This is a genomic window from Pseudoduganella sp. R-43, from assembly GCF_049913255.1.
In the GTDB taxonomy this organism is placed as follows: domain Bacteria; phylum Pseudomonadota; class Gammaproteobacteria; order Burkholderiales; family Burkholderiaceae_D; genus Rugamonas.
The window spans coordinates 4,873,356-4,888,309 of sequence record NZ_CP183988.1 but is presented as its reverse complement, the minus strand read 5'-3'; the positions used below and the strand labels follow the sequence as shown (position 1 = coordinate 4,888,309).

8 protein-coding genes are annotated in these 14,954 nt (G+C 66.2%); 6 read left to right on the top strand and 2 right to left on the bottom strand.

All coding sequences use genetic code 11. From position 1 onward, the window contains the following. Both ACN9M3_RS22085 and dgt read right to left on the bottom strand, forming a co-directional pair. Positions 1-930, bottom strand: a complete 930-nt coding sequence (locus ACN9M3_RS22085; protein ID WP_426318635.1) for an AraC family transcriptional regulator — start codon at positions 928-930, stop codon at positions 1-3. Beyond that, entirely contained in the window at positions 927-2,150 is a 1,224-nt protein-coding gene (dgt, locus tag ACN9M3_RS22080; protein WP_426318634.1) for a dGTP triphosphohydrolase, read from the bottom strand. The genes ACN9M3_RS22085 and dgt overlap by 4 nt, the downstream gene beginning before the upstream one ends. An 89-nt stretch (positions 2,151-2,239) precedes the next feature. On the opposite strand from dgt, the gene ACN9M3_RS22075 reads away from it, so the two are divergent. The 6 genes from ACN9M3_RS22075 (at position 2,240) to ACN9M3_RS22050 (ending at position 14,922) form a co-directional block, all read left to right on the top strand. Further along, positions 2,240-3,709, top strand: coding sequence for a sodium:solute symporter (locus tag ACN9M3_RS22075; RefSeq protein ID WP_426318633.1), 1,470 nt, complete (start codon positions 2,240-2,242; stop codon positions 3,707-3,709). Positions 3,710-3,735: 26 nt separating this feature from the next. Further along, the gene (gene sppA, locus ACN9M3_RS22070) at positions 3,736-5,613 is read left to right on the top strand and encodes a signal peptide peptidase SppA (protein WP_426318632.1); all 1,878 of its coding nucleotides are present in this window, start codon (positions 3,736-3,738) and stop codon (positions 5,611-5,613) included. A gap of 180 nt (positions 5,614-5,793) precedes the next feature. Beyond that, positions 5,794-7,269, top strand: a complete 1,476-nt coding sequence (locus tag ACN9M3_RS22065) for an efflux RND transporter periplasmic adaptor subunit (protein ID WP_426318631.1) — start codon at positions 5,794-5,796, stop codon at positions 7,267-7,269. Continuing rightward, positions 7,266-10,316 (top strand): efflux RND transporter permease subunit, encoded by a 3,051-nt coding sequence (locus ACN9M3_RS22060; RefSeq protein ID WP_426318630.1) that lies wholly within the window; start codon positions 7,266-7,268, stop codon positions 10,314-10,316. The genes ACN9M3_RS22065 and ACN9M3_RS22060 overlap by 4 nt, the downstream gene beginning before the upstream one ends. Next, positions 10,313-13,552, top strand: a complete 3,240-nt coding sequence (locus ACN9M3_RS22055; protein ID WP_426162686.1) for an efflux RND transporter permease subunit — start codon at positions 10,313-10,315, stop codon at positions 13,550-13,552. Before ACN9M3_RS22060 ends, ACN9M3_RS22055 begins: the two co-directional genes overlap by 4 nt. Next, the gene (locus ACN9M3_RS22050) at positions 13,549-14,922 is read left to right on the top strand and encodes an efflux transporter outer membrane subunit (protein WP_426318629.1); all 1,374 of its coding nucleotides are present in this window, start codon (positions 13,549-13,551) and stop codon (positions 14,920-14,922) included. The genes ACN9M3_RS22055 and ACN9M3_RS22050 overlap by 4 nt, the downstream gene beginning before the upstream one ends. Positions 14,923-14,954: the final 32 nt, after the last annotated feature.

The following is a 14,954-nucleotide window of genomic DNA, read 5'->3' as shown; positions in this document are numbered from 1 at the left end:
CTACAGTGCTTTCACAGGTATGCAGATCTCGCAGGTAAAGCTGCCGTCGGTCTGCGTCGCAAGGTTCTCGTAGCGTTCAAAGCATGGGCGCTCGTCGCATTGCAGCCCGCTGGAAGGCAGCCATTCCTTCATCATGCGGTTCCACACCGGGCCGATGTCGCGCGGCGAACCGGTGTAGCGGGTGACAGCATAGCGCCCGCCGGGCAGATGGGCGACGCTGAATTGCCCGCCGGGCTCGAAACCTTCCGGGATCTCGACGCAGGCATCATAGCGGCACTTGTCGGCCGGTGTGACGCTCGGGTCGTCGTGGCCGATGCCGTAGCAGGTGGCGCCGGCCAGGCCGTGGCCGAGCATCCAGGGCATGACGGCCTGGGCCCAGAACTGGCCGACGGCCGGGCCGTAGGGGCCGATGTGGCGGCGGTAGGCGATGCGGGCAGCTGGCAGGTCGACGATGTTGACTTCCATGATCATTTCTCCGAATGGGTTGTTGGAGACGCCATGTTCGCCGTTCGCGCCTGCGCCGGCCTGACCGTACTTGCTGTTCGCCTGATCCAGATTGCTATTTTGCGCCGCCAGGAACGCGGCCGTGCGCTCGGGCGTGCTGTTGCGCCACTCGGTGGGCGTGCTGCCGAAGCGGGTCTTGAAGGCCCGGGCAAAGGCTTCGCCCGAGCCGAAGCCGGTCGACAGCGCGACCTCGAGCACCGTACCGCCGGCAGCCAGCTTGTGGGCCGCGACTTCCAGGCGGCGCCGGCGCACATAGTCGCCGATGGTCTCGCCCATCCAGCCGGCGAAGATGCGGTGGAAGTGGTAGCGCGAAAAGTTGGCGATGTCGGCCAGGGCCGGCAGGTCAAGCTGCGCGTCCAGGTTGCGGTCGATATGGTCTAGCACCCGGTTCATGCGGCGCTCGTATTCGCTGCGCGGATCGTTCATGCGAGGGGATAGATGCGGTCAAGGCTGCCGGGGCCGAAGTACTTTTCGTATTCCCTGGCAGCGTAGGAATCCATCATGCCGGAAATGTAGTCCACTACCAGCCGCTCGCGCGAATCCTTCAGGCTGCGGATGGCCGGCGGCAGCAGGATGCCGCCCTTGTTGTAGGTCTTGTCGGTCAGGACTTCGAACAGGCCGCGGATGATTTTCTCGCCGCGCTTTTCGTAGAGCTGCACGTCTTTCTTGCGCAGGATGGCGCGCCACAGCAGGCTTTTCAGGCCGCGCGCCAGCAGGCCCTTGGTGCGGTAGCCCAGTTCGGGGCCGTGCTTGCCTTCCACCACGGCGATGTCGCGGCACAGTTCATGCACGATCTGCGAGGTCAGCTCCTTGCGCAGCACGATCGAATATTCCTCCGAGCTTTCCTGCATGTCGCATTTCAGCGCTTCCTCGTGGGCGTGGTTGGCGATGCTGGCGAATTGCTCGTAGGCGGCGGAAAAGTCCTTGCTGATCCTGAATTCGTGGACGATCTCGCCCCAGGTGATGATGCCGAAGCTCAGCGCATCTTCCACGTCGTGGGCGGCATAGGCGATTTCGTCGGCCAGGTCCATGATCTGGGCGTCGATGCTCTTGCGGACCGTAATGCCGGCGGCGTTGAGCTGTCCGATCAGGAACGCATAGTCATCGTCGTACAGGAATTTCTTCGGATTGTCGGCACGGCGCTGGAAGTACTTGGTGATGCCGAGCAGGGAGCGCACGGTCAGGTTCAGGCCAGCATAGGCGTGGTGCTTCTTTTCCAGCGTGCGCAGGGTGCGGAAGGCTTGCGCATTGCCCTCGAAGCCGCCGGAACCGGCCGCCAGCTCGTCCAGGATCTTTTCGCCGTAATGGCCGAAAGGCGGGTTGCCGATGTCGTGCGCCAGCGAGCAGGTTTCCGATACCACGCTGCGCTCCAGCCCCAGGTCGGCCGCGATGGAACGGGCGATCTGCGCCACTTCCAGGCTGTGGGTCAGGCGGTTGCGGTTGAAACGGTTGGCGTCGACGCCGAGCAGCTGCATCTTGCCCTGCAGGCGGCGGAAAGAAGACGAATACAGCACGCGCGCATAATCGCGCATGCACTCCTCGCGGCCCTCGCCGCGGCCGTCGGCCTGGGCGTGGACGCGGTATTCGAGCGGCAGTACCAGCGCCTCCTGGGCGCGGGCGAATTCGATGGTCTGTTGGTCGTACATTGTTTTCCTCTGGTTTGCAGGGGATTCTAAGTCGCTTCCGCATTCCGGTGTATATTGCAGCCCAAATTGTTTCACGGCTGGATAATAAAATGTCACCTGTTTCGCTGTTCCTCGTGGTTCTGGCCTATTTCGGCCTGTTGCTGGGCGTGGCCTGGGCCACTTCCCGCAACGCCAACAACGACAGCTTCTTCATCGGGAACAAGAGTTCGAACTGGATGCTGGTGGCCTTCGGCATGGTCGGCACCACGCTGAGCGGCTTGACTTTCATCAGCGTGCCGGGCGCGGTGGGGCGCGACGGCTTTGGCTACATGCAGATCATGATCGGCTATGTACTCGGTTATATCGCCGTGGCCTGCATCCTGCTGCCGCTGTACTACCGCCTGAAACTGACGTCCATCTACCATTACCTCGACGTGCGGCTGGGCCGGCGCTCCTACCAGAGCGGGGCGGCATTCTTCATCCTGTCGCGCACCCTTGGCGCCACTGCGCGCCTGTACCTGGTGGTGAACATCCTGCAGGCGGTGATCTTGGACAGCCTTGGCGTGCCGTTCTGGCTGACCAACCTGGTCATCCTGGCGATGATCCTTCTGTATACCTACGAGGGCGGGGTCAAGACCATCGTCTGGACCGACACGCTGCAGACCACCGGCATGCTGCTTGGCCTGGTGGCCTGCACGGCCTTCCTGCTGGACGAGATGAACCTGGGCTTGCTGGAAAGCCTGGAGCGCATGCGCTCTGCCGGGCTGGCGCGCGTGTTCACGACCGATATCAATAGCCCTGGCAACGCCTGGAAACAGGTGCTGGCGGGCATCTTCATCGTCATCACCATGACCGGCATGGACCAGGAAATGATGCAGAAGAATATCTCGGTCAAGACCCTGGGCGATTCGCAAAAGAACATGCTGGCGCTGAACGCCATCCTGGCCGGCGTGCTGGCGCTGTTCCTGTTCCTCGGCGGCCTGCTGTACCTGTACGCGCCGCAAGTGGGCGTGGCCGCGAGCGGCGACAAGATCTTCCCGGCCGTGGTGATGGGCCATATGCCGGCGCTGCTGCAGCTGGTGTTCATCATTGCCCTGATCAGCGCCCTGTTCCCGAGTGCGGATGGCGCGATCACGGCGCTGACCTCGTCCTTCTGCATTGACATCCTGGGCCTGAAACGGCGCGGAGACCTGGGCGAGGGCGCGCAACTGCGCATCCGCCACCGGGTGCACCTGGCTTTCTGCGCGCTGTTCCTGCTGCTGGTGATGGTGTTCAAGTGGATCGACAGCACCAGCATGATCGGCATGATCCTGAAGCTGGCCGGCTACACCTACGGCCCGCTGCTTGGCCTGTTCGCCTTCGGCCTGCTCAGCAAGCGGGCGGTGAGCGACAGGCTGGTGCCGTGTGTGGCGCTGGCCGGGCCGCTGCTGTGCGCCCTGATCGACTTTAACCAGCAAAGCCTGTTCGGCAGCTACCGCATCGGCCTGGAGCTGCTGGTCATCAACGGCCTGCTGGTCATGGCTGGGCTTTACCTGATTTCTTCACCCTCCAAGGCCAATGTCGCTTATAGTGTGAAGTAGTTTCATTTTTTGCACTAGGAGTAAAGATGTCCCGCTCTGTTTTCTCGTATGTCCGCGGTGGATTTGCCTGGTTCTGGAATGCCGTGGATAAGAGCCGCCGCGCCACCATGAACTTCCTGTTCCTGCTGGTCGTGGTGCTGCTGATTGCCGCCATGTTCGGCGGCGGCGTCAAGCCCTTGGGCGACAAGACCATGCTGGTCCTGAACCTGGAGGGCTCTTTGGTTGAACAATCGTCCGGCAGCAGCCGTGACGCGCTGATGGCCGGCCTGTCCGGCGGCGAAGTGCACAAATCCGTGCAACTGCGCGATGTCCTGAACGTGCTCGATGCGGCGGCCAAGGACCCGCAAATCGGCGGCGCCGTGCTGGTGCTGGACGAAATGCAGGGCGGCGGCCAGGCCATGCTGCGCGAGATCGGCGCCGCGGTGGACCGTTTCAAGGCCAGCGGCAAGAAGGTCGTGGCCTGGGGCTCCAGTTATAACCAGCGCCAGTACCAGGTCGCGATTCACGCCGACGAAGTCTACCTGCACCCGATGGGCGCAGTGTTCCTCGACGGTTTCGGCAAGTACCGCAATTACTACCGCGATGCGCTGGACAAGGTTGGCGTGACTGTGAACCTGATGAAGGTCGGCACCTACAAGAGCTTCGCCGAGCCGTTCATCGCCAACGGCCCTTCGCCGGCGGCGGCGGAAGCGGATGCTTTCCTGTACAACGACCTGTGGGCGCGCTACACCGCCCAGGTGGAGCAGTCGCGCAAAATGCCGGAAGGCGCGCTGATGAAGGCGATCGACAACCTGCCGGCACTGGTGGCTGAAGCAAAAGGCAACCTGGCGCAGGTAGCGCTGGACGCCAAGCTGGTCGACGGCCTGAAAACCAAGGATGAACTGCGCGTCATGATGACCAAGCGCGGCGTGGACGATCCTGCGGCCAAGTCCTTCCGCCAGGTCAACTTCCACGATTACCTGGCGCGCGTCTTCCCTAAACTGACCGGCGACGCGATCGGCGTGGTCATGGCGGTCGGCGAAATCAGCGACGGCGATGCGCCGGCCGGCCAGATCGGCGGCGCGTCGACGGCACGCCTGGTGCGCATGGCGCGCGAAGACAGTTCGATCAAGGCGGTGGTGCTGCGCGTCGATTCGCCCGGCGGCAGCGCTTTCGGCTCGGAGCTGATCCGCCGCGAACTGGAGCTGACCCGCGCGGCAGGCAAGCCGGTGGTGGTCTCGATGGGCAATGTGGCCGCGTCTGGCGGTTACTGGATTTCGATGGCTTCCGACGAAGTAATTGCCGACCCGGCCACCATTACCGGCTCGATCGGCGTGTTCGCGCTGTTCCCGACCGTGGACAAGGTGATCGACAAGCTGGGCATCCACACCGCCGGCCAGACCACCACCTGGCTGGGCGACGCGGGCAATCCGCTGCGTCCGATGGACCCTCGCTTCGGTCAATTGATCCAGGGCGTGATTGGCCACACCTACGAGGAATTCACCGCCAAGGCGGCCAAGGCGCGCAAGACCACGGCTGACAAGATCGATGCCGTGGGCCAGGGCCGCGTATGGACCGGCGCGCAGGCGCAGGAGCGCGGCCTGGTCGATACGCTGGGCGGCTACCAGGATGCGCTGAAGGCGGCTGCACGCCGTGCCAAGATGAGCGGCGAGCCGCGTATCGTCTACATCGAGCGTGAAGTGTCGCGCTTCGACAAGGTGCTGGAGTTCTTCGGCGCCTCGACTGCGAAGGCCGCTGCCGCCAAGGCCTTTGGCGACCAGGCCCGCGCTTCGCTGCTGCCTGCCGGGATGCCGGCTGGCGTGGCTACCGAGGTGGTGCAGGACCTGGGCTGGTTGAACGAAATGACCGCCCAGCGCAAGCCGTTCATGGCGCTGACCCATTGCCTCTGCAGTTCGCCCGATTAGTTTGTAGCAGCTTTGTAAGCAGTTATTACAAGAAACAAGCCGCCAGCCAGTCTGGCGGCTTTTCTTTTGGGGCGCCAGGGCGCTTGAATTGTTTCCGATGTTTCTTGCCTAACGCATTTGCGCCGGGGCGCTGTGCTAGAGTCAATTCGCGTTCTTACCAAAAGAAGAAAGGGTCGCCCCATGGAGACTCCAACAACATCCAGTACCCCGTCGAAACCTCGCGCCGGCAAGCGGGCGCGCTGGATCGGGGGAGTCGCCGCCCTGGCCGGGATGCTGGCCCTGGGCGGCCTGGCCTGGTACCTGACCCACCGCGGCCCGGCCGATGCCGGGCCGGGTGGTCCGGGTACCTCAGCCGCTGCCGCCGGACAGGGGGGGCGCGGCGCTGGTGCGGGCGGCGCTGGCGGCGGCCGGGGCGGACGCAGCGGCCGCGGTCCGGCTGCCACGGTGGGCGTGGCGACTGCCGAAAAGGCCGACCTGCCGGTCACGCTCGATGCGCTGGGCACGGTCACCGCAGCCGCTACGACGACGGTGCGGCCGCAGGTCTCCGGCATCCTGCAAAAGGTCTTGTTCAAGGAAGGCCAGATGGTGAAGGCGGGCCAGGTGCTGGCCCAGATCGATGCGCGTCCCTTCGAGCTGCAACTGATGCAGGCGACCGGCCAGCGCGAACGCGACGAAGCGCAGCTGGAAAACGCCCGCCTGACCCTTGAACGCTACCGCACCTTGCTGTCGCAGGACTCCATTGCGCGGCAGGACGTCGATACGCAGGCGGCGCTGGTCAAGCAGCTCCAGGGCACGGTCACCACCGACCGCGCGAATGAGGGCACGGCGCGCCTGAACCTTGGCTATACGAAGGTGCTTGCGCCGATCAGCGGGCGGGTCGGCTTGCGGGTGGTCGATATCGGCAACCTGGTAGGTTCTGGCGATGCCGGGGGCATCGCGGTGATTACGCAATTGGCGCCGATCGACGTGGAGTTTGCGGTGCCGCAGGACCGGGTCTCCGAGCTGGGGCAGCGCGCAGGCGATCGCGCCGGCGATCGCATGGTGGCGCTGGCGTACGACCGCACGCGCAGCACAGTGCTGGAGAAAGGCGAGTTTTACGCGCTGGACAACCAGGTCGACACCCAGACCGGTACGGTAATGGCCAAGGCGCGCTTTGCCAACGCCGGTTCCTCGCTGTTCCCCAGCCAGTTCGTGAACGTGCGGCTGGAGCTGCGCACAATCAAGGACGCCGTCGTGGTGCCGGTGACGGCATTGCGGCACGGTGCTTCGGGCGATTACGTATACGTGCTGCAGGATGGCCAGACGGCGTCGCTGCGGCCGGTCAGGCGCGGGATTGCCACCGTGGACAAGGTGCAGATCGAGAGCGGCCTGGCAGCGGGCGAGCAGGTGATTACCGAAGGCGCGGACCGCATCAAGGATGGGGCGCGCGTGACGCTGCCAACGCAGCGACCAGGCGCCGACGGCGAGCACGCGGGCCGCTCGCGCGGCGAAGGCAGGCCGGCGGGCGAGGGCGGCGGCAAGTGGCGGCGTCATCGCGACGATGCCGGGGCGGGCGGCGACGCATCGGGAGCGGGAGGCGATGGCCGCCGGACGCGTGACGGTGCGTCAGGCGGGGCGCGGGGCGAGGGCCGGGCAGCGGACGGCGTGACGCGATGAGCCCCTCGGCGCCATTTATCCAGCGGCCGGTGGCGACGGCGCTGTTCATGCTGGCCATCGTGCTGGCAGGACTGCTTGGCTACCGCTTCCTGCCGCTGTCGGCGCTGCCGCAGGTCGACTTCCCGACCATCCAGGTACGCACCCTGTATCCCGGCGCCAGCCCGGAAGTGATGGGCCGCACGGTGACGGCGCCGCTGGAGCGGCAGTTCGGCCAGATGTCCGGCCTGCAGCGCATGAGTTCCACCAGCGCCGCCGGCGTTTCCATCATCACGCTGCAGTTCAGCCTGGGGCAGACCCTGGACGTGGCCGAGCAGGAAGTGCAGGCCGCCATCAATGCCGGCGGCTCGCTGCTGCCGACCGACTTGCCGGCGCCGCCCGTGTACGCCAAGGTCAACCCGGCCGACGCGCCAGTGCTGACCCTGGCCATCACGTCGAAAACCATGCCGCTGACGGAAGTGCAGAACATCGTCAACACGCGGCTGGCGCTGAAAATCAGCCAGGTCAACGGCGTCGGCCTGGTCACGCTGAGCGGCGGCCAGCGGCCTGCCGTGCGCATCCAGGCCGACACCCAGGCGCTGGCGAGCTACGGACTGGGCCTCGATACGCTGCGCACCGCCATCACGGCGGCCAATGCCAACAGCGCCAAAGGCAGCTTCGACGGTCCCACGCGCGCTTTCACCATCAATGCCAACGACCAGTTGCTGGCGGCCGACGACTACCGCCAGTTGATTGTCTCCTACCGCAACGGCGCGCCGGTCCGGCTGCAGGACGTGGCCCGCGTAGTGGATAGTGCGGAAAACGTCAAGCTCGGCGCCTGGGCCGGCCTGACGCCCGCCATCATTCTCGACGTGCAGCGCCAGCCGGGCGCCAACGTCATCGCCACCGTGGACGCCATCAAGGAGCGCCTGCCGGAACTGCAGGCCAGCCTGCCCGGCGCCATCGAGGTGACGGTGCTGAGCGACCGCACCCACGGCATCCGCGCATCGGTGCTGCACGTGGAGCTGGAATTGCTGCTGGCCGTGGTGCTGGTGGTGCTGGTGATCTTCGCCTTCCTGCGCAGCCCGCGCGCCACGGTGATTGCCAGCCTGGCGGTGCCGATCTCGCTGGTCGGCACCTTTGGCATCATGTACCTGCTCGGCTACAGCCTGAATAACCTCAGCCTGATGGCGCTCACCATCGCCACCGGCTTCGTGGTGGACGACGCCATCGTCATGATCGAGAACATCGCGCGCCACATCGAAGAAGGCGAGACCCCGATGAATGCCGCCCTTAAAGGCGCGCAGCAGATCGGCTTCACCATCATCTCCCTGACGGTGTCGCTGATCGCGGTGCTGATCCCGCTGCTGTTCATGGGCGACGTCGTGGGCCGCCTGTTCCGCGAGTTCGCGGTCACGCTGGCCATCACCATCCTGATCTCCGCCGTGGTGTCGCTGACGCTGGTGCCGATGATGTCGGGCCGCTGGCTGGCCGAACACAAGGAGCATGAGGAGACCCTGTTCGACCGCCTGGTCAAGCGCTATGACGGCAGCCTGCAATGGGTGCTGGAGCGCCAGGGCCTGACCCTGCTGGTGGCGCTGGGCACGCTGCTGCTGACGGTGCTGCTCTACCTGTGGATTCCAAAAGGCCTGTTCCCGACCCAGGATACCGGCCAGTTGCAAGCCCGCATCGAGGCCGCGCAGACCGTGTCCTATGAACGCATGGCGCAACTGCAGCAGCAAGCCGCCCGCGCACTGCTGGACGACCCGGCCGTGGCCTCGCTTAGTTCGGTGGTCGGCGTCGATGCTGGCAACAACACCATGCTGCATACCGGCAGCATGCTGGTCAACCTGAAACCGGACCGCGACAAGCTGCAGGTCGTGATGGAGCGCCTGCGCCAGCGCGTGGCGCAGGTGGCGGGCGTCAAGCTTTACCTGCAGCCCACGCAAGACCTGACCATCGATGCTGAAAGCGGGCCGACCCAGTATCGTGTCTCGCTGGAAGGCGCCGACAACGCCACCGTGTCCGAGTGGGCTGCCAGACTGGCCGAACGCATGGCAGCCAAGGAGCGCCTGCGCAATGTGGTGTCCGACGTGGGAGCTACCGGCGCTGGTGCGTACGTCAGCATCGACCGTGACACGGCATCGCGGCTGTCGATCACCGCTGCCGCCGTCGATGATGCCTTGTACAGCGCCTTCGGCCAGCGCATCGTGTCCACCATCTTCACCGAGACCAACCAGTACCGGGTGATCCTGGAGGCCGGCCAGGACCGCATGGACACGCCGGAAGCACTTGGCAACCTGCAACTGCGCACCGGCAGCGGCAAGCCGACCCCATTGTCGGCCATTGCCAGTGTGCAGGAGCGCCCGGCGCCGCTGCAGGTCACGCACGTGGCGCAATACCCGGCCACCACCATCGGCTTCGATGCCGCGCCGGGCGTCGCGCTGGGGCAGGCGGTGGACGCCATTCGCGATGCGGCGAAAGAAGTCGGCCTGCCGCAGTCGGTCAGCCTGACTTTCCTCGGCGCGGCCGGCGCCTACCAGGCTTCGCTGAGCAACCAGCTCTGGCTGATCCTGGCGGCCGTGGTGTGCGTCTACATCGTGCTGGGCGTGCTGTACGAAAGCTATATCCACCCGCTGACCATCCTGTCCACGCTGCCCTCGGCCGGCGTCGGCGCGCTGCTGGCGCTGATGCTGACGGGGCAGGAGCTGGGCGTGATCGGCATCATCGGGGTCATCCTGCTGATCGGCATTGTGAAAAAGAACGCCATCATGATGATCGACTTCGCCATCGAGGCGGAACGCGAGCAGGGCATGGCGCCGCGCGACGCGATCCACCAGGCCGCACTGCTGCGCTTGCGGCCGATCCTGATGACCACCATGGCGGCGCTGTTTGCGGCCATCCCGCTGATGTTGGGCTGGGGCGAAGGCGCTGAGCTGCGCCGGCCGCTCGGCCTGTCGATCTTCGGCGGCCTGATTGTCAGCCAGTTGCTGACGCTGTACACCACGCCGGTGATCTACCTGGCCTTTGACCGGCTTGCGCAGCGCCGCCGAAAAGGTAGAGAAGCATGAACCTGTCCGAGCCCTTTGTCCGCCGTCCGATTGCCACGGTGCTGCTGACGATCGGGCTGGCTCTGGCCGGCATTGCGGCCTTCTTCGTGCTGCCGGTATCGCCTTTGCCGCAGGTGGACTATCCATCGATCTCGGTCAGCGCCAGCTTGCCGGGCGCCAGCCCGGACACCATGGCAAGCAGCGTGGCGACGCCGCTGGAGCGGCGCCTGGCCGTGATCGCGGGCGTCAACGAGGTCACTTCTTCATCCGGCAGCGGTTCGACCCGCGTCAACCTGCAGTTTGAGCTGAACCGCAAGATCGATGCCGCGGCGCGCGAAGTGCAGGCCGCCATCAATGCCTCGCGCGCCGACCTGCCGGCGACGCTGCGCAGCAATCCGACCTACCGCAAGGCCAATCCATCCGATGCGCCGGTCATCATCCTGGCGCTGACATCGGCGACGCGCAGCCCGGGGCAAGTGTATGAGTCGGTGTCGAACATCGTGCAGCAGAAGCTGGCGCAGGTGAAGGGCGTCGGCGACGTGGAGATCGGCGGCGGTTCGCTGCCGGCGGTACGCGTCGAGTTGCTGCCGTTTGCGCTGAACCGCTATGGCGTATCGTCCGAGGACGTGCGGGCTGCGATCCAGGCCACGAACGCCAACCGGCCCAAAGGCGCGATCGAGGTCGAAGGGCGGCGCCTGCAAATCTATTCGGCAGCTTCAACAGCCAGCGGCGGGCGCAGCGCGGCCGATTACCGCGACCTGGTGGTAGCCTGGCGCGACGGCGCCGCGATCCGGCTCGACGACGTGGCCGAGGTCACCGACGGCGCCGAGAACCGCAATACGCTGGGCCTGTTCAACGGCGATCCCGCAGTCATCGTGCTGGTGACGCGCCAGCCTGGCGCCAACGTGATCGAGACGGTGGATGCGGTGCGCGCGCTGCTGCCGCAGCTGCAGGCGCAATTGCCGCAGGACGTGAAACTGCAGGTCGCTTCGGACAGCACCAACTCGATCCGTTCGTCGCTGCACGAGATCGAATTCACCTTGCTGATCTCGATCGTGCTGGTGGTGCTGGTGGTCAGTGCCTTCCTGCGCAGCGCGCGGGCGACCGTGATCCCGGCGATCGCCACGGTGGTGTCGTTGCTGGGCACCTTCGGCGTGATGTACCTGCTGGGCTTCAGCCTGAATAACCTTAGCCTGATGGCGCTGACCGTAGCCACCGGCTTCGTGGTCGATGACGCCATCGTGGTGCTGGAGAACACGGCGCGCCACATGGAGCAGGGCATGGAGCGCTTCGCCGCCGCGCTGCAGGGGGCCAGGGAAGTCGGCTTCACCGTGCTGTCGATCAGCGTGTCGCTGGTGGCGGTATTCATTCCGCTGCTGTTCATGGGTGGACAGGTGGGGCGGCTGTTCCGCGAATTTGCCGTCACCCTGTCGGCGGCGGTGATGATTTCCCTTGTGATCTCGCTGACCACTACGCCGATGCTGTGCGCCTGGCTGCTGCGGCCGGGCGCCGGGCAGAAGCCGCCGGGGCGCGTGTCGCGCTGGTTCGAGCGCGGTTTCGGCGTCATCTTGCGCACGTATGAAAAATCACTGGACTGGGCGTTGGACAGTGCCTGGCTGGTGATGCTGGTGCTGGTGTTCGTGGTGGGGCTGAACGTGTACCTGTATGCGTCGGCGCCGAAGGGATTTTTCCCGCAGCAGGATACGGGACAGATCAACGGGGGCATCCGGGCCGACCAGAGCATCTCGTTCCAGGCCATGCAGGGCAAGCTGCGGCAGCTGGTGAATATCATCCGCGACGATCCGGCGGTGGCCACGGTGGTCGGCTTTACCGGCGGCTCGCGGGCGGGCGGCGGTTTCATGTTCGTCAGCCTGAAGCCGGTGGCCGAGCGCGACGTGACCGGGCAGCAGGTGATTGCGCGCTTGCGGCCCAAGCTGGCGCGCGTGACCGGCGTGTCGCTGTTCCTGAATACGGTGCAGGACTTGCGCATGGGCGGGCGGCAGAGCAATTCCACCTACCAGTACACGCTGAAGAGCGATAACCGGGCCGACTTGAAACGTTGGGCATCGCGGCTGGCGGACGAGATGAAACGGCAGAAAGCACTGGTGGACGTCGATACCGACCAGGCGGACAACGGAGTGGAAACGTTCGTCGCGGCCGACAAGGACATGGTGGCGCGCATGGGGCTGACGATGCGCGATGTCGACAACGCGCTGTATAACGCCTTCGGCCAGCGCCAGGTGGCCACCATCTACGATGAGCTGAACCAGTACAAGGTGGTGATGGAGGTGGCGCCGCAATACGCGCGCAGTCCCGAGGCCCTGGCCGATGTCTATGTGGCGCGGCGCGCGGCGGCGACTGCGCAGGAGCTGGGCAGTGCGGCGAATGGCGCAGGCGCATCGGCGAGCGGCGCTGGCTCGGCCGCCGGCGCCAGCGCCAGCACGGCTGGCAGCGTGGTGGGGGCAGGGATGCGCGACCCGTCCGGCGGCTCGGCCCTGAGCGCGCAGGCGGAAGCAATGGTGCCGCTGGCGGCGCTGGCGACCTTCGCCGAGCGCTCGACGCCGGCCTCGGTCAACCACCAGGATGGCGAGTTGGCCACGACGGTCTCCTTCAACCTGGCCGATGGCGCCAGCCTGGGCGAGGCGCAGCAAGCGGTGAAAGACGCGGAAAACGCCATCGGCATGCCCAACAATGTGCGCGGCAGCTTCCAGGGCACGGCGCGCACGGCGCAGGAAACCAACCAGCAGCAGCCGCTATTGATCGCCGCCGCGCTGGTGGTGATCTATATCGTCCTCGGCATGCTGTACGAAAGCCTGGTGCACCCGATCACGGTGCTGTCGACGTTGCCGTCAGCTGGCGTGGGGGCAGTGCTGGCGCTGCTGATGTTCCGCATGGAGTTCTCGCTGATTGCCCTGATCGGCGTCTTCCTCCTGATCGGCATCGTGAAGAAGAACGCCATCCTGATCATCGACTTCGCGCTGGAGGCGGAGCGCACGCGCGGCCTCGATCCGCGCAGCGCCGTGCGGGAAGCCTGCCTGCTGCGCTTCCGCCCGATCCTGATGACGACCATGGCAGCGGCGCTGGGCGCGCTGCCGCTGGCAATTGGTTTCGGCGAAGGCTCCGAGCTGCGCCAGCCGCTGGGCATTGCCATCATCGGCGGCCTGGTCGCCAGCCAGTTGCTCACCTTGTTGACCACGCCCGTGGTCTACCTTTTGCTCGACAAGATGCGCCTGCGTGGCGCGAAGGCCACATCATGAAAAAAATTCTTGGCGCGTGCACGCTCATACTGGCCGGTTGCGCCACCGGCCCGGCCTACCACACGCCCAGCGCGCCGCTGTCGGCCGAATTCAAGGAAGCACAGGGCTGGCAGCCGGCCGCGCCGGCGGATTTGCTGGAAAAAGGGCCATGGTGGGAGCTGTTTGGCGACGCTGCGCTCAACGCGCTGGCCGGGCTGGTGGAAGTGAACAACCAGAACGTGGCGGCGGCAGGGGCGCGCTACGCTCAGGCGCGCGCCGCCGTGGCCGAGCAACGCGCGGCGCTGTTCCCGGTGGTGACGCTGGACGCCAGCGCCAACCGCAATGGCGGCGGCGGGGACACGCGTACCGGCAACCAGTACCGCGTCAACATCGGCGCCAGCTGGGAGCCGGACGTATGGGGCAGGCTGCGCGCCGGCGTCAGCGGCGCCCAGGCCAGCGCCCAGGCCAGCGAAGCTGACCTGGCGGCCGCGCGCCTGGCGGCACAGGGCGAGCTGGCCGTCAACTACATCGGCCTGCGTCTGGCGGATGCCCAACTGGCGCTGCTGGGCGAAACAGTGGAGGGCTACCAGCGCGTGCTGCAGATCACCCAGAACCGGGTCAACGCCGGCGTGGCGCCCAGTTCGGACCTGCTGCAGGCACAGACCCAGCTGGCCAACGCCAGCGCCGACCGCCTGGCCGTACAGCGCCAGCGCGCCCAGCTCGAACACGCGATCGCCATCCTGCTTGGCAAGGCGCCGGCCGACTTCACGCTGGCGCCGGCGCCCTGGACGCTGCAGGTACCGCTGGTCCCGGCCGGCCTGCCGTCCACGCTGCTGGAGCGGCGGCCCGACATCGCCGCCGCCGAACGCCGGGTCGCGGCGGCCAACGCGCAGATCGGCATCGCCCGCAGCGCCTATTTCCCGAGCCTGAGCCTGGGCGGCAGCTACGGCGTGGCGGGCAGCCAGCTGGGCGGCTTGTTCAGCGCCTCCAACACCCTGTGGTCGCTCGGCCTGTCGGCGGCGCAGGCGGTGTTCAATGCCGGCGCCATCGGCGCCCGCGTCGACCAGGCCAACGCCGCCCGCGACGTGGCGGTGGCGGCTTATCGCCAATCCGTCCTGAACGCGCTGGCCGACGTGGAAGACCAGTTGGCGGCCAGCCGTGTGTTGGCGCAACAACAGTCCTTGCGCGAGACGTCGGCCGCCGCGGCCAGCCAGGTCGAGCAGCAGATGCTGAATCGCTACCGCGCCGGCCAGGTCGGCTACACGGAAGTGGTCACGGCCCAGGTCACGGCACTCAATGCACGGCGCGCCCTGTTACAGGCGCAGGCCGACCGGCAGTCAACCGCAGTGGCCCTGGTGCAGGCGCTGGGAGGCGGCTGGCACGCCCGGTAAACCTCGCTGCCGGGTGTAACTGGCGGTTTGCC

Coding starts and splice junctions, on each gene's coding strand:
- ACN9M3_RS22085 (WP_426318635.1), bottom strand. CDS start 930: ATGAACGATCCGCGCAGCGAATACGAGCGCCGCATGAACCGGGTGCTA.
- dgt (WP_426318634.1), bottom strand. CDS start 2,150: ATGTACGACCAACAGACCATCGAATTCGCCCGCGCCCAGGAGGCGCTG.
- ACN9M3_RS22075 (WP_426318633.1), top strand. CDS start 2,240: ATGTCACCTGTTTCGCTGTTCCTCGTGGTTCTGGCCTATTTCGGCCTG.
- sppA (WP_426318632.1), top strand. CDS start 3,736: ATGTCCCGCTCTGTTTTCTCGTATGTCCGCGGTGGATTTGCCTGGTTC.
- ACN9M3_RS22065 (WP_426318631.1), top strand. CDS start 5,794: ATGGAGACTCCAACAACATCCAGTACCCCGTCGAAACCTCGCGCCGGC.
- ACN9M3_RS22060 (WP_426318630.1), top strand. CDS start 7,266: ATGAGCCCCTCGGCGCCATTTATCCAGCGGCCGGTGGCGACGGCGCTG.
- ACN9M3_RS22055 (WP_426162686.1), top strand. CDS start 10,313: ATGAACCTGTCCGAGCCCTTTGTCCGCCGTCCGATTGCCACGGTGCTG.
- ACN9M3_RS22050 (WP_426318629.1), top strand. CDS start 13,549: ATGAAAAAAATTCTTGGCGCGTGCACGCTCATACTGGCCGGTTGCGCC.